Consider the following 22,514-nt stretch of genomic DNA (forward strand, 5'->3'; position numbering starts at 1 on the left):
AGGCGGCGTGATGTACAGCTGTTAATTCGAAGCTAATTTCCGGCTGTCCTGACGATGGAGGAACGTTTCTCCCGCAATTCCCGGCTTCGTCATCTCTTGCGGCGAAAGAATGACGTCGAGCTGCTCTTTCGTCAAGGTGCCGTGAGCCAGGATGATGTCCCGAACGGGCCGTCCCGTGCTGTACGCTTCTTTCGCCAGCATCGCAGCTTCTTCGTAGCCGATATGGGGCAGCAGCGCCGTAATCACGCCTACGCTGCGGTCCACCCAATGCCGGCATCCTTCCGTATTCGCCTGCAAATCCTTCAGAAGGTAATCTACAAAGGTCTGTACGGCGTTCGTCAAATAGTCCATGGAATGAAAGAGATTAAAAGCCATGACCGGCTCCATGACGTTCAATTCAAACTGGCCGTTTTCAACGCCGAGCGTAATCGCCATATCGTTGCCAATAACCTGATAACAAGTCTGATCCAGCACTTCGGCGATAACGGGATTCACCTTGCCCGGCATAATAGACGACCCGGGCTGACGGGGCGGTACGTTTAATTCATGAAGGCCGCATCTCGGTCCGGACGCCATAAGGCGGATGTCGTTTGCCATTTTAATCAGCACCAGCGCCGCCGACTTCATGCTTCCCGATACGTCGGCAAATACATCCGTATTATTCGTAGCGTCGATCATATTGCGGGCCGTAACAAACATTTCCCCCGTCAGCTCCGACAACTTTGCCGCTGCCAGCTTGCTGTATTCCGGTTCGGCGTTCAGCCCTGTGCCGACAGCGGTGCCGCCCATATTGACGACATGCACGTCGTCCAGAGACGTTTCGATTCGCCTGCGGGCGCGGCGGACGGCAGACGCATAGGCGGCCATTTCCTGTCCTAACGTAATCGGCACGGCGTCTTGCAAATGCGTACGGCCCATTTTCAATACGTCTCGAAATTCATCGGCTTTTTCGTCCAGCCAAAATTCCAGCGTCCGCAGCGTACTGGCCAAGGCCTTCCCCTTTGCGGCAAGACATACTTTGATGCTCGTCGGAAATACGTCGTTCGTCGACTGGGCCATATTGGCATGGTTGTTCGGCGAGATGATGTCGTATCGTCCCTTCGGCTTGCCTAAGATTTCCAGAGCCCGATTGCAAAGGACTTCGTTCATATTCATGTTGATAGACGTGCCGGCGCCGCCCTGAATCGGATCGACGGGAAATTGATCGAGCCACTGCCCGTCTATAATTTCATCGGCTGCGCGCGTAAGCGCCTTCCCGACGATGGCATTCAATCGCCCCGTTTCCATATTCGCCAGCGCCGCCGCTTTTTTCACAGTCGCCAGGGCCTTAATAAAGTCCGGATCCAGCCGTTCACCGGTAATATGAAAATTCTTAACGGCCCGCATCGTCTGCACGCCGTAGTATACGTCATCCGGTACGTTCATCGTCCCTAAAAAATCATGTTCTTTCCGCATAGGTGTCCCTCCAATGATACAGCAAGCAAAATACAAAATATTAAACTAACCGCGTCTTGCCGTTTTTCGTCACGGCGCTGACGAGAACAAATACGACGAAGTTCGCCGCTAAGGCGATAAACCCGGCGTTAAAGTGTCCGCCCAGCACCGGCAGCGGGTCCATCTGATTCAGCATGAGATAGAACACGAGTACTTCGCCGACGACCAGTCCGCAAAGGGCGGCTTTCTTACTGGCCTGCTTCCAAAACATGCCCAAGACCAGCAGCGGGAAAAACTGGGTGACGCCGGAATACCCTGTCAGCAGCAGGTTGACAAGCAGATTGGAGTGGAAAATAGACAAGTACAGCGCCGCCGCCGTCAAAATGAGAATCAAGTATCGGGCCGTCCGCTTCATGTGCTCCGGCGAAATCCCTTCGTCGCCGCGGCGCAGCCCTTTAATGTATATATTGCGGGAAATGAGAAGGGACGTGGACAGCAGCAGGTCGGCCGCAGGAATCATGCAGGCCAGGGCGCCGGCCCCTCCGATAAGTCCCAGCACCCATACGGGGAAGGAATCCTTGACCATATATAAGAAGGCCATGTCGGCGACGGGAATCGGATTGTCCGCGTATACCAGGACAGCTGTAAAGCCGACGATCATCGGGAAGATGAGAAACAGGTGGCACACGGGCAGCCATACGGCGTTATGCCGCGGCACGTCGGGGTCCTTGGCGCTGAAGGTGTTCGTCGAAAAATGCGGCCACATGTAAAACCCCGCCGCCATGACGACGAGGGTCGTCATAGCCCAGATGATATCCAGATTGCCCGTGCCTCCGGGAAACATCATAAACCCCGGCTTCATCGCTTCGACCTGGGCAAACATTTCGCCGATGCCGCCGCAGTAATGGTACGGCAGATACAAGCCGAAGAACAACATGGAGCCCATCATCATGACGTCCTTGACGACAGCCGTCGACGCGACGCCCTTCAAGCCGCTCAAAAATACAAACAAAGCGACCATGACGAAGGCGATGACCATGGCGTATACCCGCGGAATCGCGCCCAGGGACGTGACCTCTACGATAAGGCCCAGCGCCGTCAGCTGCAGCTGCAAATACGGAAGCAGAAAGGCGACGCCGATGCAGGATACTAAAATACCCAAAGGCCGGCTGTCGTACAGGTATTCGACCAAGTCGCCCTGCGTGACGAGCTGATGGCGATGGCCGTACTGGCAGACCCTCGGCAGAATATGATAGCCGACGACGTAGGCCAGCGCCCCGTAGCCCAGGATATAGAAGGTCGGGCCGCCCTTGGCATAGGCCCAGCCGCTGGCCCCCAAAAAAGCAAAGGCCGTATACACCTCGCCGGCCATGATAAACCAGTTCAGCCACCGTCCGAAATTCCGTCCCCCGACGGCCCAGTTCTCGGCGTTCATGTGCTTATCTTTCAATCCGGGAATTGCGCCCAGCACGGCGATCCCGATGATGAAGACAAATAAAATAACCAGTGCGCTCATTGCCTCCATAATACATTCCCCCTCGCGAACAAATATACTTTACGACGTCGCCTTATCGAGCACGGCCTGCATCCACTGGCCGATCATCGCGCCGACAGTCAGACGTGTTTCATCAAAAGCATGGTCGGCCTCCAGCATATCGAACTGCTGCACAGCCGCCGTTTCATGGAGCTGCAGCTGCCGCCACAGCGGCCCGATCATGTCTGCCGCCGGCGCGACGTCGTCTTTCGCCGCGCCGATGAAGTACAGGTTCCTGTCGTTGAGGTCTTCGGCGGCATGACGAAGGCCAAATTCGGCGTGAAGACAATACTGCGCGTCTTCATATAACTCCTTCATACTGGACAGGCGCAGGACGTCGGCTCCCTGAATCAGCAGCTCCTTCAGCGATTCTTCGTCGCCCCTTTCAAACAACGACGGAAAATCGTAAGGAGCCATGACGGCGGCGCCGCAAATCCAGGGAAGACGCCGCATGGCGTTCACGGCGGCAAATCCTCCCATGCTGTGGCCGAGGAAGAACATCTTGTCCGTATCAATGCCGTATTTAGAAGCCGTTTCCGTCGTCCGGGCCCACTCCGCCGCAGCCACGGCGTCTTCGATGATGCCCGACAAGGTATATTGGCCTTCGCTTCCCCAGCAGCCGCGATACGATATGCTCACGGCAACGGCTCCCATCCGGCGCAGCCCCTGGCCGATATCGAACAGCGACGTGTATCCCGGATACCCATGCAGCAGGATTGCGCAGGGACGCCGTTCCCCCGGCGGCCTTCCCGGCGTCATCACCTTTCCGTATATGTGGGCGTCCCCGCCGCCGCTGAGAATACTCAGCCCTTCCAGAGCCGGCGGTATCTCTCCGGGACGGCAGGGCGGGTCTTGATACATATATTCCAAATGCAGCGTCATATTACATCTCCTTCTTAGACCGCAGCCGGTCTTTTTTATCCAATACCCACAGCGTATGGATACAGGCCACCGTTACGATGACGCCGGCCTGAATCCAAAAAGCCAGGAAGGGCAGCCCGGCAATCTGCGGATGAAAGGTATTCACAAACGGCAGAGCCGCAATAATCCAAATAAACGGAATCACCGTCAATAGGCATTTCATAGCATGTTCCCCCTTTTCACTGCAAAACAATTTGCGGCGCGGCTGTTAGGAATGAAGCCGCAGCCAGTCTACGGCATACATGGCGTAGATGCCGGCCGCTCCCGGCAGCGCCGATTCGTCGATCGTAAAGGTATCGCTGTGATGGGAATGCACGGCGCCGACGTCGGGATTATAAATGCCGATCAGGGCAAAGCACCCGGGCTTCTTCTCCAGATAGTAGGCGAAGTCTTCGCCGCCTGTCGTCTTTTCCAGCGTCGTCACGGCGTCGCCGCCCAAAATCTTTCTGACGGCGTCTTCCGCAATGGCCGAGCAGCCTTCCTCGTTGACGACGGGCGGTACCATGACCCGGTACTGCAATTCTGCCGAGGCGCCGTAAGCCGCCGCCGTGTTCTGAACGATCCGTTCCATCGTCGTCTTGATGTCCTCCGCCATTTCCTTCTTGAAATACCGCGTCGTGCCGCACAGCTCCGCTTCGCCGGAAATGATATTGAACCGCGTGCCGCTCTTCATGGTCCCGATCGTCAGGACGACCGAATCCAGCGGGCTGACATGACGCGACACGACGCTCTGCAAATTCAGGACTATGGCCGACGCGACGACCGTAGCGTCCACGGTCTGCTGAGGCTGCGAGCCGTGGCCTGCCAGGCCGTGTACGAGAATGGTAAATTCATCGGCCGCCGCCATCCGTTCGCCTTTTTCGACGGACACCTTCCCCGACGGCACATCAATCCAAAGATGGCCGCCGAAGATGGAGCCGATTTCTTCATACCAGTTTCCAAAGCGTATCATATACGGCGCGCCGCGCCCCGTTTCTTCGCCGGGCTGAAAAATCAAATACACCGTGCCGTACAGCCGGTCCTTCATGTTGACCAGCATACGCGCCGCCCCTAATAACACGGCGATATGGCCGTCGTGGCCGCAGGCGTGCATACAGCCGCTGCAGCGCGATTTGAAGGGCACGTCGTTTGCTTCCTGTACGGGCAGGGCGTCTATGTCGGCCCGCAGGGCCACAGCTTTTCCCGGATGATCCCCTTCAATCTTGGCGACTACGCCCGTATGCTGCTCCGGATTCACTTCGCACGGAATGCCCATGTCTTCCAGGATATTGACGATTCGCAGCGTCGTCCGCCGTTCCTGAAAGCTCGTTTCCGGATATTCGTGAAACTGCCGCCGCCACTGGCGAATCTGTCCTTCGTATGTTTTCATATATGTTTTAATCATATCGGCGTCGTTCATCAGTAGTTCCCCCTCTGCCGTTCAGATTCTTTCACACTACGCGCCGCGCGGCTCCGTTTTCCCTCCAGCCGCGCAAAAAAGCGCCGTTGAATGCAGATTCAACAGCGCCTTTGCCGCACGTACTATGAAATTAAAGCCATTATAGGGGTTCCCTTTCGCCTTGTCAATAAAAGCCCCGTATTTTTTACAAAATAGTTAGAAATAGTTTAGAAAAAGTAAGGCTTGCGCGTCTATGCCATCCTTTCTATAATGGAAGGTATAAGTAAAGAAAGGACCTCTGCATATGATTGATCTCCACTCCATCGCAACAGAACAGCGCAACGAACAGACGCGGCATATAGACCGGCTGTCTACGCTGGATATGATACGCCTTATCAACGAAGAAGATACAAAGGCTGCCCTCGCCGTCGGCGCTATCGCCCCGGCCATTGCCGACGCCGTCGACTTGATTGCCGGCCGGCTGCGGCAAGGAGGGCGGTTATTTTACATCGGTTCGGGTACGTCGGGACGGCTGGGCATACTCGACGCCGTCGAATGTCCGCCGACGTACAGCACGGACCCCGACATGGTCCAGGGCCTCATCGCCGGCGGGTACGAAGCCATCTTCCGGGCCAAGGAAGGTGCCGAAGACTCACAGGACATGGGACGGGCCGACCTGGCAGCCAAGGCCGTGACGGCAAAAGACGTCGTCGTCGGCCTCAGCGCGTCGGGACGGACGCCCTACGTCCTCGGCGGACTTCAGTACGCCGCTTCCGTCGGCGCAGCGACGATTTCCATCGACTGCTCGCCTCAGGCCCCTATCGCCCAGTATGCACAAATCGACTTATGCGCCCTCGTCGGCCCGGAGGTCATCACCGGCTCGACGCGCATGAAAGCCGGCACGGCGCAGAAGATGATCCTCAACATGCTGTCTACAGGGGCCATGATACGGCTCGGCAAGGTATACGGCAACCTCATGGTCGACGTAAAGGCCTCTAATGAAAAGCTGAAAGAACGAGCCTGCCGCATCGTCATGACGGCGGCCCAATGCGGACGAAGGGACGCCGAACAGGCCTTGCTTCAATGCCGCGGGCAGGCTAAAACGGCCATCGTCATGCTGCGCCTCGGCGTGTCCGCCGCCGAAGCGGAGCGGCGGCTTGCCGCGCACGGCGGATACATAGACCGGGTATGCAAGGAGACGCCTCATGACCGATAAAGAATTAGCGGAACAGCTGCTGGCCGCCGTCGGGCCGGCCGAGCGCATCGTCCACGCCTACAACTGCATGACCCGCCTGCGCCTTCACGTCAAGGACGGCGGCATCCCTGCCGAGGAAATCAAAAAAATTCCCGGCGTCTTAGGCGTCAACAAGTCCGGCGACGAATGGCAGATCGTCCTGGGCCCCGGCAAGGCCACCAAGGTGACGAAGGAGTTTAAAGCCCTTCTGGAAAAAGACAGCGCGACGCCCAAGTCCGACGGCGGCACGATTTCCTCCCTTGCCCAGGCCGCGTCGGTCGGCGACGGGAAAGAGCTCCACGACGCCATACAAAAAAAGAACGCCACGCCGGCTAAGCTGGCCTTAAAGAAAATTTCCGCCATTTTCGTCCCCATCATTCCGGCCTTCATCGCCTGCGGCCTCATTACGGGACTGCTGAACGTCGCCTTGAAAATAGAACCGTCGTGGGCGGCGTCGCCTATTGCGCAAATGCTGGCCGTCGCCGGCAGCGCCGCTTTCTTCGGCCTGAATATATTCGTCGGCATCAACGCCGTAAAGACCTTCGGCGGGTCGCCTATGATCGGCGGCGTGCTGGCTGCCGTCATGAGCCATCCGTCTCTGGCGTCGATTTCAGCGGACGGCATCGCTTTCGCGCCCGGCCGGGGCGGCGTCGTCGCCGTCCTCCTCGTGTCGCTGTTCGCCGCCTGGCTGGAAAAAAAGCTCCATCGCCTAATTCCGGACATGTTCGACCTCTTTGCGACGCCTCTCATTACGGTCCTCGTTTCCACCTTCGCGGCCCTCTGCATCTGCCAGCCCGTCGGCGGCTGCATATCGGAGGCCATCGGTGCAGCGGCAACGGAATCTATTCGTTCCGGCGGAGCCGTTACGGGCTTCCTGTTAGGCGGCTCCTTCCTGCCCATGGTCATGGCCGGCGTACACCAGGGCCTTACGCCGATTCACGCCGAGCTGCTGGCTCGCTACGGCGTGACGATTCTCCTGCCCGTCCTGGCCATGGCCGGCGGCGGCCAGGTCGGGGCAGCCTTAGCCGTATACGTCAAAACGAAAAACAAAGGGCTGCGCAAAACCATCGCCACCGCCCTTCCCGTCGGCATCATGGGCGTCGGCGAGCCACTCATCTACGGCGTCACCCTGCCCTTAGGCAAGCCCTTTATCGGCGCCTGCATCGGCGGAGCCTGCGGCGGCGCCGTCCAGGCCTACTACATGGTCGGCTCGGCAGCCTTAGGAATTTCCGGCCTGCCCCTGGCGGCCAGCACCGATAATATTCCCATCTACCTGCTCGGCCTGGCCGCATCCTACGCCGCCGGCTTCCTCGCCGCCTGGATTCTCGGCTTCGACGACCCCGAGCCATAAGGAGGAACAACATCATGAAAACGGGAATCTCCCTGTACCCGGGCCTGCACGGCACGGCAGAAGCACATATGGAATTACTGGAAAAGGCCGCAGACGCAGGCATAAGCCGTGTGTTTACGTCCCTGCATATTCCCGAAGCAGACACTGCGGCGCTGCGCAGGGAACTGCGCGCCCTGCTGCAGACGGCACAGCGTCGCGGCCTGGACGTCGTCGCCGACGTATCGCCCCAAACGGCGGCCATCCTCGGCGTCGACAGCCTTCAGCCGCAGCAGCTGGTGGAGCTGGGCATCACGACGGCCCGCCTGGACTATGGCTTCGACGTGCGAAAGACGGCCTTGTTCAGCCGCGTCATGTCCGTCCAGCTCAACGCTTCGACGGTGCAGCCCGAGTACATAGACGCCCTTCGCGACGCCGGCGCGGAGTTTTCCCGCATCGACTGCCTGCACAATTTTTATCCCCGGCCCCATACGGGACTGAGCGAAGCCTTTTTTACCGCCCAGACGGCGCGGCTGCAGCTGGAAGGCCTGTCCGTCGGGGCCTTCATTCCCAGCCAGCACGGCCGGCGCGGCCCCTTGTTTGAAGGACTGCCGACGCTGGAAGACCACCGCCGCCTCGACGTCAGTCTAACGGCCCGGCACCTGGCCGCCTTAGGCGTCCAGTCGGCCTTCATCGGCGATGCTCAGCCGTCCGACGCGGAGCTGGAAGCCCTCGCCGCGGCAGGCCGCGAAGAGAAAGGCGTCGTCGTCTTAAAGGCCCGCCTCTGCAGCCGCGAGCCCTGGGTCCGCGATTTCCTGTCCTATACCTTTACGTCCCGCCTGGACCCGTCCCGCGATATGATACGGACGCAGGAAAGCCGCTCTCACGCGAGCGGCTCCATTGTAAGAGACGAGGCTTGCCCCCGCCGCGGCCTGCGGCGCGGTGACGTAACCATCGACACGGATATGTACTTGCGGTACCGGGGAGAAATGGCGATTATGACAACCGACGCCGAAGAAGACGACAAGACGATGATCGCCGCCCAAATCCTGCCGGAAGAACGATTTTTACTGAAATACATCACGCCGGGACGGCGATTCCGCTTAGAATTCGTCCGCTGATTAGGATCTGCAGTTCAGCAGCACGACGGCTCCCAAAATACAGGCGATACCGCCGAGACCGGCTGCCGTAAGAGGTTCGTGAAATACGGCGACGCCGACGAGGGTCGACGTCAGCGGTTCTACAGATGCCAGAATGGACGCTTTCCCCGCTTCCATTTTATTGAGCCCCAGCGTATACAGGCCGAAGGGCAGAGCCGTCGACACGACGCCCAGCAGGACAAACAGCGCCGCCGCTTCGGGTACTGTCAGGACGACAGCGGCAATCTGTCCGGCATGGCTGAAGCCGACAAGCCCGGCCGCGGCGACGACAAAGGTCCACGTCGTCACGGCAAAGGGCGTGTATTTCGCCAGAGCATAGCGGGCGAAAATCGAATACAGGGCGTAGCCGAAGCCGGCGCCCAACCCGGCCAGGACGCCGGGAATGTTGACCTTCCCCACGCCCAGCCCGCTGACGAGGACGCAGCCGGCAAAGGCCAGGACCAGACACAGGGCTTTCACCGGCGTGAAAGCCTCTTTAAACAACAGGATTGACAAGACCATGACGATGCTCGGCGCGGTGTACAGCAAAATAGCCGCCATGGACAGGGTCGTCAGCTGAATCGCCGTGAAATAGCAAATGTTGAAAAAGACGATGCTGCACAGGCCCGTCCCCAGGAACATCCATATATCCCGTTTGGCAATGGCCAGCTCCGACGCCCTCGTGCTGGCCATGAACAGCACCATGACCACTGCCGTCACAAAGGAGCGGCCGAAGGCAATCTGGACCGGCGAAAATCCCAGCGCCGCCAGCTGACGGGAAAAAATCCCGATGACGCCCCAGCAGATGCCGGCGGCGATAATAAAAAACGGCGCCGTCTTGCCGTCAAGTCGTATAGTCATAGTCCATCCCTTCTTTTCCCTTTGTTATGCGTTTCATAGTAAAAGACTTTCGTCTCATTGTCAATACGCTGCCATAAGCGCTCCGCTATCGCCGCGCGCCTATGGCATGGTATACTACATGTATATGCACGATGTATAGTCACGGTATCTGCTTCGCCGATACCGCCTCTGCCGCCCTGCCTGCGCAGGAGAAAGGAGATACCTCTCATGTCCGCATCATCATGGAAACGAGCGGCCATACGCGCCGCCATCTGCATCACCCTCAGCACAGCCGCCGCACCGGCCGCGCCAGTCCAGGCCATTAACCTCGGCGCCATCGGCACGATCATCGGAGCCGGCGTACAGTACGCCAGCCTGAATAAGCAGCTCAGCTATCTGGACAATGAAGGGCGCGACGAATTCATGGAGCAGGTCAAGGCCCAGTACGGCGTCAATTACGACCCTCAGGCCAACGCCATGACGGCCCGCGTCATGGAAAACCTGTCCCGCTCCGTCGCGGCCATCGACCCGTCCATCCTGGATAAGCCGTACAATTATTTCGTCAACAACGACACGTCCTTCAACGCCTTCTGTACCATCGGCCACAACATGAGCGTCAACATCGGCCTCTTTGAGCCCCTGAACTACAATGAAAACGAAGTCGCCTTCGTCCTGGCTCACGAAATGGGTCACGGCCAGGAAAACCATCCCATCGAAGGCGTCAAGAAATCCATGCCCCTCGATTTACTGGCATCGCTGGCCGGAGCCAACGGCAGCGCGGCCCAGCTCGGTTCAGCTATCTTGTCGCAAATCGGCACGGCTAACCTGGTCACCAAGCCCATGGAAAAGGAAGCGGACAAGCTGGCCTTCGAATACGCCGTCGGCGCAGGCTACAACCCCGGCGCGGGCGCCGCCTTATGGCAGCGCATGCTGGAAAAGGGCGGCTCCGTCAAGACGAGCGGCGTCATGGAGCTGTTCAACGACCATCCGACCAACGTCAGCCGCCGCGACACGTACAGCAAGACCCTAACGAAATGGAGCAACAACGTCGTCAAGGTCGACGCCGAAACGGGCATGATTTCCATCCGCGGCAAGGAATGGTTCGCCCCGGCCGATACGGCCTCTATGAGCGGCCGGGAACAGGCCTACCTAGTTGCCGGCAACCTGGCCGCCGTCTACCATCAGAACAAGCGGCCGACGGCCTCCGTCCATACACAGGGACAGATGCTCTACGTCGGAGCCCAGCCCATTGCCGATTTGAGCGCCGAGCCGAACCCAGCTGCCGTGACGGCCCGCCTGCAGGCCCTGCTGTAATCGGCATAACACAATATCTTTTATTTTCCCGGCCTAAATGATACAATAGCAGGCAGGAGGAATCACATTTATGGATCATGAAATGAAATTAGCCGTCCTCATCGACGCGGAAAATATTTCCAATAAATACATTGACGTCATCTTATCGGAAGCCAACAACTTAGGCGACGTCATATACAAGCGCATTTACGGAAACTGGACGACACCGCAGATGGCCTCGTGGCGCAGCACCATTCTGGACAACGCTATCCAGCCCGTGCAGCAGTACAGCAACACGACGCGCAAGAATTCGTCCGATTCGGCCCTCATCATCGACACGATGGACCTGCTGTATCAGAGCCATCTCGACGGCTTCTGCATCGTATCGTCGGACAGCGACTTTACCCGCCTGGCATCGCGCCTGCGCGAATCGCAGAAATACGTTCTCGGCATGGGCGAAAGCAAGACGCCCCGCTCCTTCATCTCGGCGTGCAACAAGTTTCTGTATTTAGACGTCCTGCTGGAAGAAGCGGAAGAAAACGAAAGCGAAGAAGCTAAGCCTGTTTCAACGCCGGATACAGCCGTAGCGGCCCAGCCTTACGTACCGGCTCACGAAAAAACGCCGGGCAAGGATTTCCTGACCATCAAGCAGGCTCTCATCAAGCTGACCGAAGAAAACTCCGACGACAACGGCTGGATTTTTTCCGGCACCCTGGGGAATTTGCTGAGCAAGCAGTTCTCCGACTTCGACGTGCGCAACTTCGGCTACAAGAAATTCGTCCCCTTTATCGAATCACTGAAGCTGTTCGACGTAAACACCATTACGGACGACAAGAACAAGACGGTAAAGCACAATTACTTCCGCCTCAAGTCGCAGACGTCGTACCGTCCGGCCCGCTCGTCCCATCCGTATCACAAGAATTACCGCTAATACGGCGAGGTACAATGGAACGGCCCATCCCGTTCCATGGCACCTCGTTTTTCCTATCGGCCTGCTCCCATGGAAATACAGACGAAAGGAAGGGTTCCCATGTCTGACGAACAAATGCAGAAAACGCTCGAATCGCTGTCCCGGAAGCATCCGAACCGGCCCATCGCCGTGACGGCCGATTTGGCCAACGACAACTTAAACAGCATTTGCCGCCTGTCTCTGGCATGGATCAGCGACGGCAGCGTCCACGGTCTCACCTTCTTGATCAAGCCGCCGACGGACGAGTTTACGTGCCGCAAAATCACGGCCGACATGGTCGCCGACTGCCAGCCCTTCGCCGACGTCTGGGACGGTGAAATCAAGATATTGCTGAAAAACGCCGTCCTTTCGGCGTATTCGTCAGAACAGCTCTTCCTGGCCATCAAGGCCAGCTACGAAGCCAGCGGCAAGCCCTTTTCCATGGAAGACGCCTACGTCCGCGACCTGAAATTTCTCGCCGCGGCCTATATTGCCGACTTGGAAAACTTTTCTTTTTTATCGATTATGCATTACATGAACATTTCTGTAGACCTGGACAATTCCCTCAGCCGGGCCATGGCCTGCGCCTGCGGCATGAACTGGATGGAAAATCTGTATCCCATCGGCAACTACGGGCTGCCCCTGTCGGCCGTCATGGCCGGCGCGCTCCACGAACCGACGGAGGAAGAAACGCAGCGAAAGGCTGATGCGCACAAAACACTAGAACAGGCCGCTCACTATATGCAGCGCCTCTTCCTGCCCTTCGTCCTGCTGTGCCTGATTCTGGCTGGCTACTATCTATACTCGCTGCAGGAAAACGCCAAGACTCACGTCGACTTTTCGCAGTACTCTTCAGTCAAGGCCGTGCCGCCGGAGCAAAAGCCCTCCTTTCCAGCCATCGAGACGAATAAAGAGTACCTGATGCTCCGCGGCACCTACATCGTCTGCGACGCCAGGACTATTCCAGAATTTCTCGACGCCTTTCAAAACCACGACGTCGAGCTGATTCGCCAGATGGTGCGCTCCGACGAGGTCATCGTCTTTATGAATCCGACGCGCGTAAAATCACTGAGCCCGGCCGATGAAAAAGGCTTCGTCCTCGTAAAAATCCTCGGCGGCGAATACGACGGCGCGACGGGCTACGCCCACAGCATGATGCTGGAATAAGACTGTACTTCACACACCGACATACGCCCTCTTTACAGAAAGGACACGATATTGATTATGAAGCACTCTCCTATAGTTACGTTTCTCAAAGGTTTAATCGTCGGCGGCACGATGCTCGTCCCCGGCGTCAGCGGCGGCTCCATGGCCATCGTATTAGGCATATACGACAAGCTCATTCACGCCGTCAGCGCCCTGACGCGGCTCGATAAGGCCTCCTTCATCTTCCTGTGCGCCTTCTCCGCCGGCGGCGGCCTCGGCATCATCGCCTTCGCCAAACCGCTGCTCCACTTCATGGAAACGTATCCCATCCCCACGTCATACTTCTTCCTGGGCGCCGTAGCCGGCAGCGTCCCCATTACCTTCCGTCAGGGAAATATTTCCAGCCTGTCGGCCAAGGCCGTCCTGTATATCCTCTTAGGCGTGGTCATCGTCGCCTTGTTTGCCGCCGCGCCTATAGACGGGCTGCACGCCCAGACCGACGGCGGCCTGTTCTTCCTCATTCTGTGGATCGTGACGGGCTTCGTCGCCTCCATCGCCCTCATTCTGCCAGGCATCAGCGTATCGTACCTGCTGTATCTCTTAGGCGTATACGACCAGATACTGCTGGCCATCAGCAGCCTGTCCTTTTCCTTGCTCATCCCCTTGGGCGGCGGCGTCATCGCCGGCATCCTGGCGACGACGAAATTGCTGGAAAAGGCCATGAACCGCTATCCCCAGGCGACGTATCTCATCATCTTAGGCTTCGTCCTCGGCTCCATGTGGGAGCTGTTCCCCGGCGTCCCGACAGACCTGCTCTCCCTCGTATCCGCCGCCGTTCCCCTGGCTGCCGGCTTCGCCGTCATCTACACCCTTTCAAAGCAAGAGTTTTCCTAAATACTTTATAAAAAAAGCTGAATGCACGCGTTATAGGCGTATGCATTCAGCTTTTTTAGTATGCTCTTACATGATGGATAGCTGCGAATTCAGGACGTCTGTAATGAACATGTATCCCGGCGCATGGGTAATCATGAACTCAGGCTTCACGGCCATGGCCACGGCCTGAGGCGTGACGCCGCAGGCCCAGAAGACGGGCACTTCGCCCGGCTTGATGTCGGACCGTTCGCCGAAGTCGGGCTTGTCGATGTCGGAAATGCCGATGGCTTCGGGATCGCCGATGTGGATCGGCGCGCCGTGGACGAAGGGCATGCGCGTCGTAATCTGCACGGCCCGGATCGCGTCGGCAGGCTTCATGGGGCGCATGGACACGACCATGGGGCCGTGAAATACGCCGGCCGGCACGCACTCGATATTCGTCTTGTACATAGGCACGTTGTGATTGTCCGTAATGTGGCGGATTTCCAGTCCCGCCTCTATCATGGGGCCTTCAAAGGAAAAACTGCATCCCAGCAAAAAGGCCACCAAGTCGTCGCGCCAGAACGGCGCGGCGTCGGTCACTTCGTCGGTCAGCTCGCCATGGCGATAAATGCGGTACCGCGGTATGTCGTGCCGCAGGTCGGCTTTGGGAGCCACGAGCTTCGGCACGGGAGAGCCGGCTTCCGTCACGTCCAACACGGGGCAGGGCACCTTGTTGCGCTGCGTGAACAGCAGGAAATCAAAGGCCAGTTCCTTCGGCAGCACGGCCATATTGGCCTGGGCGTAGGGAGCGCACATGCCGCTCGTCGGCTTATCCAATTCTCCGGCCCGGATAAGGCTTCGCACTTCTGCCGGAGACGCTTTCGCTAAATCCATGACAGTTCCCTTCTTTCTACGTATTTAAAATCTCTTCCAGATGTTCTTCTAAGTAATTCGTGTTGACCTGGCCGCAGCGGAAGGCCTCCGTCGTCAATATCTTCCGCTGGAGGGAAATATTCGTCGTCACGCCTTCGATCTTAAAATCGGCCAGGGCTTTTTCCATCTTGTCGATGGCTTCCAGCCGCGTCGGGGCCCATACGATGAGCTTGGCAATCATCGAGTCGTAAAACGGCGTAATGACGCAGCCTCTGTACATGGCGCTGTCCACGCGGATACCGCGGCCGAAGGGCGGCGTGTAGCGCGTGATTTTCCCCGGGCATGGCATGAAATTGTGCATCGGGTCTTCGGCGTTGATGCGGCATTCGACGGCCCAGCCGTTCATGCGGATGTCGGCCTGCGTCCACGGCAGCTTTTCCCCTGCCGCGACAAGTATCTGCGCCTTAATCAGGTCCGTCCCCGTCACCATTTCCGTGACGGGATGTTCGACCTGGATGCGCGTATTCATTTCCATGAAATAGAAATTTCCCGTATCGTCTACGATGAACTCGACAGTGCCGGCGCCGCTGTAGTCGACGGCTTTGGCGGCCATGACGGCGGCTTCGCCCATCTTCTTCCGCATGTCCGGCGACACAACGGGCGACGGCGCTTCTTCGATGACCTTCTGGTGACGGCGCTGCGTCGAGCAGTCCCGTTCGCCCAGGTAGACGACGTTGCCGTAGTTATCGGCCATGATCTGAATTTCTACGTGCCGCGAATGGGATAAGTATTTTTCCAAATACACGCCAGCGTTGCCGAAGGAGCGCTCCGCTTCCTGCGAAGCCTGCCGCAGGGCCTTGACCAGCTCCGTACTGTCTTCGACGATGCGCATGCCCTTGCCGCCGCCGCCGGCCGTGGCCTTGATCAGCACGGGATAGCCGATGGCTTCTGCCGTGCGGCGCGCTTCGTCTTCGTCGCAGATGACGTCTTCCGTTCCCGGAATGACGGGCACGCCGACGCGCTTCATCGTGCTGCGGGCCATGGCCTTGTCGCCCATATGGCGGATAGCCTCGCCGCTAGCTCCGATGTAGGTAAAGTGATAATTTGCGCAGGCGTCGGCAAAATCAGCATTTTCCGACAAAAATCCGTAGCCCGGATGAATGGCGTCGGCCTTGGCTGCCTTCGCCGTCTCGATAATGCGGGCAATATCCAAATAGCTTTTCTTGGCCTGGGCCTGTCCGATGCAGTACGCTTCGTCGGCCAGGCGGACAGGCAGGGAATCGCGGTCGGCTTCGGAATACACGACGACGGCGCTGATTCCCAACTCGTGACATGCTTTGATAATACGCACGGCAATTTCGCCGCGGTTGGCAATCAATACTTTCTTAAACATATGCCCAAGCCCTTTCTATACGCCGACATGGCCTTTTTTCACCTTGAACAACGGCTGGCCGAATTCGACGAACTCACCGTCTTTTGCCAGCACTTCCGTAATCTCGCCTTCGACCATCGCTTCGACTTCCGTAAAGAGCTTCATCGCTTCCAATACGCAGACGACCGTATTTGGCGTCACGGCGGAACCGACCTTTACGAAGGGAGGCGCCTTGGGGTCCGGTGCGCTGTAGAAGGTGCCGACGATAGGCGCCGTAATTTCGACGACGTGCTCGCCGGGCTGGGGCGCTTCGGCCGGAGCGGCGGGCTGGACGGCCGGCATCACCGGCTGCGGCACGGCGACGGCTACGGGGGCGCCGCCCTTTTCCAGCAGGACCTTTCCGTCCTCATAGGCCAGTTCCATCTTATTCAGGGACGACGTTTCAAGAATCCGTACTAATTCCTTGATTTCTTCTAACGATAACAAACAAATCCCTCCTAGTTATAGCATGCCTGCGACGGCAATCTTTATATTTTCCATGCAGCGTTCCATGTCGATAAACAAGCGCTCGCCTTCTTCGTTGCTGATCAGCCTGAAATACATGCGGTCGCCCGGCTTGAGCTGGGCCACGCGGGCCACGTCTACCAAGGCGACCTGGCCGATGACAGGATAGCCCGCCGTCGTCTGGTGATCGGCCATCAGGATGATGGGCATGCCGTTGGGCGGTACCTGTACGGTTCCCAGCCCGGCGACTTCGGAAATCATTTCCAAAGGCCGCTTCATTTCCAGCTTAGGGCCGTTCAGGCGATAGCCCATGCGGTCGGACTGTGTCGTAATGAGAAAGTCCGTCCCGAAGAAGTCGTACTTGGCCTTTTCCGTAAACTCGTCGTACTGCAGTCCGGCCATGACCTTAATCGGCTTGCGCAGCCGCTCCGGCGTCGTATGAACCTTGCTGATGCTCCAGCGGGCATGCGTAAAGGAATGAGCGCCGCGGGTCAGCAGGTTGAACATCATCTGCTGGCCGTACTCGCTGGGCTCCTTCGTATTCAGCAAATCGCCGCGGCGCAGGGCCCGCCCTTCCAACCCGCCGAACTGAGCCCGCAGATAGGTGCTCTTGCTGCCCATGACGACGGGCACGTCGTACCCGCCGGCCACGGCCAGATAGGCCCGGCAGCCGACGACACAGGGGCCGAAGCGCAGGATCGCGCCGGCCTTGACGGCGACGGGACGGTGCATGGGCACCTTCTGGCCGTCGATCACCGGGCCGAAATCGCCGCCGGTAATAGCGATGAGCGTATCCGACGTAAACTCGATCGTCGGCCCCATGAGGGTGATTTCCAAAGCCCCTTCGGTTTCATCATTGCCGACCAGTATATTCGCCAGCCGCAGGGAATACACGTCCATCGCCCCTGAAGGGATGACGCCGATCTTCTGGTATCCATAGCGTCCCGTATCCTGAATCGTCGTCAGCAGGCCCGGGCGGATAATGTTAAGACTCATGGCCGTATTCCTCCTTTAAGGCTGCAAATTCTTCTTCCGATACGGCGTAAAACTTCACGATGTCGCCGGCGTGCAGCAGGCTCGGATCGTCTTCCTTCTTCAAGGAAAACATATCCATCGGCGTGCGCCCGATAATCTGCCAGCCGCCGGGCGTGCTCAGGGGATATCCCCCGGTCTGTTCGCCGGCAATGCCGATGCTGCAGGCCGGTATGGCTACGCGCGGCGTATCGCGGCGCGGCGTGGCGATGCGCTTGTCCATGCCGCCCAAATAGGGAAATCCCGGACAGAAGCCGATCATGTACACCAGGTATTCCGGCTCCGTATGGATGGCGATGACTTCCTCTACAGACAAATGATTGTACTGGGCCACATAGTCGATATCCGGCCCGTATTCTCCGCCGTAGCATACGGGAATCTGCACGACCCGGGCCGTTTCCTTCTGTACGTCGGCCAGCTGTTCCATGCATCTGCAGAGGTACGCCGACGTAATCTCCAGGGCCGAGTCGCTTTTATACTTACCGGCCTGCTTTTTGACGACGAAGGGATTGTAGTACACGGCCAGGCTCGTATACGAAATGACGTATTCCATCATCCCGGCGAAGGGATGGGTTTCCAAATAATCGGCCAGCACCTTGACCTTGCAGTGAATTTCCGGGCTGATCGTACTGCCGAAATTCACGAGGACGCCGGCTTCGCCTAACGGTTTTATCGTAAATTCATGGTTCAAGCGTAACAGCCTCCCTGTCACATAAACAATTTAGGCAGCTGCTTCATAATAGTCAGCACGCCCATGTACGCCGTCATGATAACGACGATGACGCCGAAAATGCTCATCCACACCGGATGCTTGTAATCGCCGACGATCGATTTCTTATGGGCCGCGATGATCATGACCAGCAGCGTAACCGGCAGGATCAGACCATTCAGCGTCCCTACGAGGATCAGCGTCTTGACGGGCTGTCCGACGAAGGCGAAGACGACCGTCGAAAAGACGATGAAGGCGATGACAAACCAGCGGTAGTTGTTTTCGATCTTAGGGCTGAAGGTGCGGATAAAGGAAACGGACGTATAGGCCGCGCCGATAACCGACGAAATAGCCGCCGACCACATGACGACGCCGAAGACCTTGTAGCCGATATCGCCGACAGCCAGTTTAAATACCGAAGCCGGCGGATTGGACGGGTCGAGCTGCAGGCCGCTGGCTACGACGCCCAGCGTCGCCAGGAACAGGAATACACGCATGACGCCGGTCAGGCAGACGCCGGTAACGGAGCTGCGCGTAATCTGCGGCAGCGCTTCCTTGCCGACGACGCCGGCGTCGACCAGGCGATGGCCGCCGGAGAAGGTAATATACCCGCCGACGGTGCCGCCGACGAGGGTGACGATCGCCAAGGGATCGATGACGTCGGGCACGAAGGTCTTCATGACCGCTTCGCCTACAGGCGGGGCCGAAGACACGGCGACGTACAAGGTCAGCACAATCATGACGACGCCTGCGGCCTGGGTGAATTTATCCATGAGTACGCCCGCTTCTTTAAATACGAAAATCGAAATGGCGATAACTGCGCTGATGGCCGCACCGGTTACCGTATCCATGCCGAAGATGACGCTGAAGCCCATGCCGGCGCCGGCAATGTTGCCGATATTAAAGCCCAGGCCGCCCATGACGATCAGCGCCGCCACGACGTATCCCAAGCCGGGAAGGACCATATTGGCCACGTCCTGGCCGCGCTTTCCCGAAATGCCGATGACCCGCCATACATTGAGCTGTGAGCCGATATCCAAAATAATAGACGTCAAGATGACAAAGCCAAAGCTGGCCAGCAGCTGCTCCGTAAATACGGTCGTCTGCGTTAAAAATCCCGGACCGATAGACGACGTAGCCATCAGGAAGGCTGCGCCCATCAGCACGCTGAAATCAAATCCTTTTTTAGTCTTCATATTCTCGCCTCTTCCTCCTTCATCTCAAGACACCCTTACCGGTGTATAAAGGACGTTATTTGAATCTGTTCCTTCTGCAGCGCCTCGCCGATGCTCCTGGCAAAGGCCAGGGCCTTCGGGCTGTCACCGTGAATGCAAACCGTATCGGCTTTGACGGGAATATCCTTGCCCGTCGCCGTACGGACCTTGCCTTCGGTAATCATCGTCAGCACCTGCCGTATCGACGCGGCGTCGTCTGTAATCATGGCGTTCGGCTGCGTCCGCGGCGTCAGCGACCCGTCTTCCTGATAAGTCCTGTCGGCAAATACCTCGCTGGCCGTCTGCAATCCCGCCGCTTCCCCGGCTTTGACCAGCCAGCTGCCGGCCAGGCCGAACAGCACCAGCTGCGGGTCAACGTCGTACACGGCCTTGGCAATCGCTTCGGACATGGCCTGATCCTTGGCCGCCAGGTTGTACAGGGCACCGTGGGGCTTGACGTGCTGCAGCCTGCCGCCTTCGGCCTTGACAAAGGCCGACAAGGCGCCGACCTGATAGACGATTAAATCGTAGATTTCATCGGGCTTCATGGCGATATTGCGGCGGCCGAAGCCGTTCAAATCCATAAAGCCCGGATGCGCGCCGACTGCCACGCCCCGTTCCAGAGCCAGGCGCACCGTCTTGTGCATGACGAAGGGGTCGCCGGCATGCATGCCGCAGGCGATATTCGCCGAGCTGACGTAATTTAAGACGTCACTATCGTTGCCGATGGTATACATGCCGAAGCTTTCGCCTAAATCGCTGTTTAAATCGATTTTCATCATATGAAATTCCTCCCGTTTATTTTCATATTTTATACAAAAAAGCGCTGAATATTAAACATACTCAGCGCTTTTATCCAGTAAAGTATATTTATAATTCATTATAATATACCACGGAAACCCTTGTCAATATATAGTCATTTCGACTATTTTCTTAAATTTTTAACAAAAACAAGGGGTGTCTTCCGTTCTATCGGCACATTACATATTTTCACATACTTTAAAGGTTTTTATTGCATCAATATAAACTTTTTTATTTTTATTGCGATTATCCTGCAGTTTTATTTTTAAATGAAATTTAATTGCGCCATTCGAAAACGCCGCGGTTCAGGACAGCCTTCCCCGTCGTCTTATTGACCAGCTTGAAGTAGGCCGTTCCTTCTCCCATCTTCCAAAGCTGCAGCATAATCGGCGTATCGGGGAACAAGACCGACGTCATCTGCGCCGCCATGCGGGTCATCCGTTCCGGCTCTCCCGGGATCAGCGCGCCAATAGCCATGCGGCAGGCAAAGCCGAAGGAGCACAGGCCCTGCATGAACGACGTTTCAAACCCCATCTTCCGGGCGTACTGCGGGTCGACGTGCACCAAATTCGTATCGCCGGTCAAGCGGTACAGGAGATTCTGCACGGGACTGATATAATCGTCGATTTCAACGTCGGGGCTCCTGTCGGGAATCTGAACGGAGCTCTTGGGCATGGGTACGCCGCCGAAGCCGCCGGCTTCGTGAAAAAAGGTCGTCGAGTAGTTGGTGCATACGTCGTTGCCCGCCTCGTCGCGCACGTCGATGCGCGTGCGCACGACGGCCCCCTTGCCTTCGCCGCGGTCGTATACATCGGTAATGACGTCCTGATACTGGAAGGTTCCCTTGATCGGGTCGATAGGCCGGTGCATGATAATTTCGTGGTCCATGTTCAAGAAGGAAATAGTCGGCTTGATGATATCGTTGGCCAGCATAGACGCCGGCAGGGGCATCCACTGGTACGGCCGGACGTTGACCGTCCCCCAGTACGGCACGGTACCGTAGGTCGGGATGGCCTTCAAATACTTCTCATAGGTATACATCAAATCGTCCCGCTTGGCTCCGACTGCCAAAGCGTACAATACGACGTCGCGCCAGTTGTACTCCAGATAGCGCGGCTCCATCTTTTTTCCTACGAGGATTTCATCCAATTTCAGCTTCATCATACGTCACTCCTTTATGCGTTCTCGCGTCTAGTATCTACGTACTATTGTACACGATGCACAAGGGAATATCTACAGGACCGTATGCCCCCTGGCTGGACTTTTATTGCCAATACCTGTCCAGACGGGCGGCGGCAGCCTCGATGTCGTTGATCAGCTTGCACGTGTGATACCCGTCGGCCACGGCGTGATGAACTGAGACGGCCAGCGGCAGCAGCACCTTTTCCCCGGCAGCCTCGAATTTCCCGAAGCGGATGAGGGGAAACAGGAGGGAGTTTTCAGCGTACGTATCCTGAGAAAAGGACGTGAAGTGAAGCCACGGCACCGCCGACACGGGGCAGAAATTAGGCGGCTGATTGGGCTTGGCCTTGACGAAGCCTTCGCCATCCTTGTAGGTCTCCATATCTGCGGCGACGCCGTCGTAAAAGGCCTGCAGGTCTGCGTCGTACTCGCTCCAAATATCGGAAAAGGTCTTATCCCTTTCGTGAAAGACCGTATAACAAGGCACGACGACATCCCAGTATCCCAGCCGGCCGTCGCCGTCAAAGCTCATGCGGAATTCCCTGTTCTCATTGACGGCCCGCATGATCGCGTACAACATGAGAGGAAAAAACCGCAGCTGCCGCTGTGTTTGAAACTCCCGCAGCGGCGCAATATCGATGTGGGCCGTCAGCGTGTAACGGCACTTGATTTGATTGTAATAATAATTGAAATGGTCCCTGCGGGGCCACGTTTCCCAGTCGATGAGATAAAACATAAGCAATCTCTCCTCACTATCCAGATATGGCGCATCGGACG

The 22,514-nt window shown here is 57.5% G+C and carries 22 protein-coding genes; 7 read left to right on the forward strand and 15 right to left on the reverse strand.

The features are described 5' to 3' along the window. Positions 1-21: 21 nt before the first annotated feature. Genes OCV58_RS09030 through OCV58_RS09050 form a run of 5 tightly spaced genes read right to left on the reverse strand, consistent with a single transcriptional unit; the run spans position 22 to position 5,288 of the window. Positions 22-1,455, reverse strand: coding sequence for an aspartate ammonia-lyase (locus OCV58_RS09030; RefSeq protein WP_154877637.1), 1,434 nt, complete (start codon positions 1,453-1,455; stop codon positions 22-24). A gap of 40 nt (positions 1,456-1,495) precedes the next feature. Continuing rightward, a complete protein-coding gene (locus tag OCV58_RS09035; RefSeq protein WP_204967879.1) occupies positions 1,496-2,959 on the reverse strand; it encodes a sodium:solute symporter family protein in 1,464 nt (487 codons plus the stop codon). A gap of 30 nt (positions 2,960-2,989) precedes the next feature. Continuing rightward, positions 2,990-3,850: an alpha/beta hydrolase family protein gene (locus OCV58_RS09040; RefSeq protein WP_154877639.1), complete on the reverse strand. Its 861-nt coding sequence runs from the start codon at positions 3,848-3,850 to the stop codon at positions 2,990-2,992. Position 3,851: 1 nt separating this feature from the next. Further along, a complete protein-coding gene (locus tag OCV58_RS09045) occupies positions 3,852-4,052 on the reverse strand; it encodes a DUF3311 domain-containing protein (protein ID WP_087478137.1) in 201 nt (66 codons plus the stop codon). 45 nt (positions 4,053-4,097) lie between these two features. Beyond that, on the reverse strand, positions 4,098-5,288 hold the full coding sequence (locus OCV58_RS09050; protein WP_154877640.1) for an amidohydrolase: 1,191 nt from the start codon (positions 5,286-5,288) through the stop codon (positions 4,098-4,100). A gap of 283 nt (positions 5,289-5,571) precedes the next feature. Here OCV58_RS09050 and murQ point away from each other — a divergent pair, with 283 nt between their 5' ends. From murQ to OCV58_RS09065, 3 genes are read left to right on the forward strand one after another with little or no spacing between them, the layout of a single operon-like run. Continuing rightward, positions 5,572-6,483: an N-acetylmuramic acid 6-phosphate etherase gene (gene murQ / locus OCV58_RS09055; protein ID WP_154877641.1), complete on the forward strand. Its 912-nt coding sequence runs from the start codon at positions 5,572-5,574 to the stop codon at positions 6,481-6,483. Beyond that, a complete protein-coding gene (locus tag OCV58_RS09060) occupies positions 6,473-7,852 on the forward strand; it encodes a PTS transporter subunit EIIC (RefSeq protein ID WP_154877642.1) in 1,380 nt (459 codons plus the stop codon). Before murQ ends, OCV58_RS09060 begins: the two co-directional genes overlap by 11 nt. A gap of 14 nt (positions 7,853-7,866) precedes the next feature. Beyond that, positions 7,867-8,949 (forward strand): MupG family TIM beta-alpha barrel fold protein, encoded by a 1,083-nt coding sequence (locus tag OCV58_RS09065; RefSeq protein WP_154877643.1) that lies wholly within the window; start codon positions 7,867-7,869, stop codon positions 8,947-8,949. Here the strand turns inward: OCV58_RS09065 and OCV58_RS09070 are convergent, their stop codons facing one another. Next, positions 8,950-9,828: a DMT family transporter gene (locus OCV58_RS09070; protein ID WP_206081557.1), complete on the reverse strand. Its 879-nt coding sequence runs from the start codon at positions 9,826-9,828 to the stop codon at positions 8,950-8,952. It abuts the gene before it with no gap. A 207-nt stretch (positions 9,829-10,035) separates the two neighbouring features. Here OCV58_RS09070 and OCV58_RS09075 point away from each other — a divergent pair, with 207 nt between their 5' ends. The 4 genes from OCV58_RS09075 (at position 10,036) to OCV58_RS09090 (ending at position 14,089) form a co-directional block, all read left to right on the forward strand. After that, positions 10,036-11,121: a M48 family metallopeptidase gene (locus OCV58_RS09075; protein WP_154877644.1), complete on the forward strand. Its 1,086-nt coding sequence runs from the start codon at positions 10,036-10,038 to the stop codon at positions 11,119-11,121. A 70-nt stretch (positions 11,122-11,191) separates the two neighbouring features. Further along, entirely contained in the window at positions 11,192-12,031 is an 840-nt protein-coding gene (locus OCV58_RS09080; RefSeq protein WP_087478143.1) for an NYN domain-containing protein, read from the forward strand. A 99-nt stretch (positions 12,032-12,130) separates the two neighbouring features. Continuing rightward, a complete protein-coding gene (locus tag OCV58_RS09085) occupies positions 12,131-13,216 on the forward strand; it encodes a 3'-5' exonuclease family protein (protein WP_233127919.1) in 1,086 nt (361 codons plus the stop codon). A gap of 57 nt (positions 13,217-13,273) precedes the next feature. Beyond that, positions 13,274-14,089 (forward strand): DUF368 domain-containing protein, encoded by an 816-nt coding sequence (locus OCV58_RS09090; protein ID WP_154877645.1) that lies wholly within the window; start codon positions 13,274-13,276, stop codon positions 14,087-14,089. A 66-nt stretch (positions 14,090-14,155) separates the two neighbouring features. Here OCV58_RS09090 and OCV58_RS09095 read toward each other — a convergent pair whose 3' ends face one another. The 9 genes from OCV58_RS09095 to OCV58_RS09135 form a co-directional block, all read right to left on the reverse strand. Further along, on the reverse strand, positions 14,156-14,944 hold the full coding sequence (locus tag OCV58_RS09095) for a putative hydro-lyase (RefSeq protein ID WP_107196156.1): 789 nt from the start codon (positions 14,942-14,944) through the stop codon (positions 14,156-14,158). A 16-nt stretch (positions 14,945-14,960) separates the two neighbouring features. Further along, positions 14,961-16,316, reverse strand: a complete 1,356-nt coding sequence (gene accC / locus OCV58_RS09100) for an acetyl-CoA carboxylase biotin carboxylase subunit (RefSeq protein WP_154877646.1) — start codon at positions 16,314-16,316, stop codon at positions 14,961-14,963. A 15-nt stretch (positions 16,317-16,331) separates the two neighbouring features. Next, the gene (gene accB, locus OCV58_RS09105; RefSeq protein WP_154877647.1) at positions 16,332-16,781 is read right to left on the reverse strand and encodes an acetyl-CoA carboxylase biotin carboxyl carrier protein; all 450 of its coding nucleotides are present in this window, start codon (positions 16,779-16,781) and stop codon (positions 16,332-16,334) included. Positions 16,782-16,796: 15 nt separating this feature from the next. Then, positions 16,797-17,795: a 5-oxoprolinase subunit C family protein gene (locus OCV58_RS09110; protein WP_154877648.1), complete on the reverse strand. Its 999-nt coding sequence runs from the start codon at positions 17,793-17,795 to the stop codon at positions 16,797-16,799. Beyond that, positions 17,785-18,522 (reverse strand): 5-oxoprolinase subunit PxpB, encoded by a 738-nt coding sequence (pxpB, locus tag OCV58_RS09115; RefSeq protein ID WP_154877649.1) that lies wholly within the window; start codon positions 18,520-18,522, stop codon positions 17,785-17,787. The genes OCV58_RS09110 and pxpB overlap by 11 nt, the downstream gene beginning before the upstream one ends. Before the next feature lie 17 nt (positions 18,523-18,539). Next, positions 18,540-19,736, reverse strand: coding sequence for an NRAMP family divalent metal transporter (locus tag OCV58_RS09120; RefSeq protein ID WP_154877650.1), 1,197 nt, complete (start codon positions 19,734-19,736; stop codon positions 18,540-18,542). 35 nt (positions 19,737-19,771) lie between these two features. Continuing rightward, positions 19,772-20,536: a LamB/YcsF family protein gene (locus tag OCV58_RS09125; RefSeq protein WP_154877651.1), complete on the reverse strand. Its 765-nt coding sequence runs from the start codon at positions 20,534-20,536 to the stop codon at positions 19,772-19,774. Positions 20,537-20,831: 295 nt separating this feature from the next. Then, on the reverse strand, positions 20,832-21,719 hold the full coding sequence (locus OCV58_RS09130; protein ID WP_154877652.1) for a MaoC/PaaZ C-terminal domain-containing protein: 888 nt from the start codon (positions 21,717-21,719) through the stop codon (positions 20,832-20,834). A gap of 100 nt (positions 21,720-21,819) precedes the next feature. Further along, on the reverse strand, positions 21,820-22,473 hold the full coding sequence (locus OCV58_RS09135; protein ID WP_154877653.1) for a CatA-like O-acetyltransferase: 654 nt from the start codon (positions 22,471-22,473) through the stop codon (positions 21,820-21,822). Between the last annotated feature and the right edge of the window lie 41 nt (positions 22,474-22,514).

Origin of the sequence: Megasphaera stantonii (genome assembly GCF_025567065.1) — a bacterium.
Lineage (GTDB): Bacteria > Bacillota > Negativicutes > Veillonellales > Megasphaeraceae > Megasphaera > Megasphaera stantonii.

Coding starts and splice junctions, on each gene's coding strand:
- murQ (WP_154877641.1), top strand. CDS start 5,572: ATGATTGATCTCCACTCCATCGCAACAGAACAGCGCAACGAACAGACG.
- OCV58_RS09080 (WP_087478143.1), top strand. CDS start 11,192: ATGGATCATGAAATGAAATTAGCCGTCCTCATCGACGCGGAAAATATT.
- OCV58_RS09040 (WP_154877639.1), bottom strand. CDS start 3,850: ATGACGCTGCATTTGGAATATATGTATCAAGACCCGCCCTGCCGTCCC.
- OCV58_RS09065 (WP_154877643.1), top strand. CDS start 7,867: ATGAAAACGGGAATCTCCCTGTACCCGGGCCTGCACGGCACGGCAGAA.
- OCV58_RS09120 (WP_154877650.1), bottom strand. CDS start 19,736: ATGAAGACTAAAAAAGGATTTGATTTCAGCGTGCTGATGGGCGCAGCC.
- OCV58_RS09060 (WP_154877642.1), top strand. CDS start 6,473: ATGACCGATAAAGAATTAGCGGAACAGCTGCTGGCCGCCGTCGGGCCG.
- OCV58_RS09050 (WP_154877640.1), bottom strand. CDS start 5,288: ATGAACGACGCCGATATGATTAAAACATATATGAAAACATACGAAGGA.
- OCV58_RS09090 (WP_154877645.1), top strand. CDS start 13,274: ATGAAGCACTCTCCTATAGTTACGTTTCTCAAAGGTTTAATCGTCGGC.
- OCV58_RS09135 (WP_154877653.1), bottom strand. CDS start 22,473: ATGTTTTATCTCATCGACTGGGAAACGTGGCCCCGCAGGGACCATTTC.
- OCV58_RS09110 (WP_154877648.1), bottom strand. CDS start 17,795: ATGAGTCTTAACATTATCCGCCCGGGCCTGCTGACGACGATTCAGGAT.
- OCV58_RS09095 (WP_107196156.1), bottom strand. CDS start 14,944: ATGGATTTAGCGAAAGCGTCTCCGGCAGAAGTGCGAAGCCTTATCCGG.
- accC (WP_154877646.1), bottom strand. CDS start 16,316: ATGTTTAAGAAAGTATTGATTGCCAACCGCGGCGAAATTGCCGTGCGT.
- OCV58_RS09130 (WP_154877652.1), bottom strand. CDS start 21,719: ATGATGAAGCTGAAATTGGATGAAATCCTCGTAGGAAAAAAGATGGAG.
- OCV58_RS09070 (WP_206081557.1), bottom strand. CDS start 9,828: ATGACTATACGACTTGACGGCAAGACGGCGCCGTTTTTTATTATCGCC.
- OCV58_RS09035 (WP_204967879.1), bottom strand. CDS start 2,959: ATGGAGGCAATGAGCGCACTGGTTATTTTATTTGTCTTCATCATCGGG.
- OCV58_RS09045 (WP_087478137.1), bottom strand. CDS start 4,052: ATGAAATGCCTATTGACGGTGATTCCGTTTATTTGGATTATTGCGGCT.
- OCV58_RS09075 (WP_154877644.1), top strand. CDS start 10,036: ATGTCCGCATCATCATGGAAACGAGCGGCCATACGCGCCGCCATCTGC.
- OCV58_RS09030 (WP_154877637.1), bottom strand. CDS start 1,455: ATGCGGAAAGAACATGATTTTTTAGGGACGATGAACGTACCGGATGAC.
- OCV58_RS09085 (WP_233127919.1), top strand. CDS start 12,131: ATGTCTGACGAACAAATGCAGAAAACGCTCGAATCGCTGTCCCGGAAG.
- OCV58_RS09125 (WP_154877651.1), bottom strand. CDS start 20,536: ATGATGAAAATCGATTTAAACAGCGATTTAGGCGAAAGCTTCGGCATG.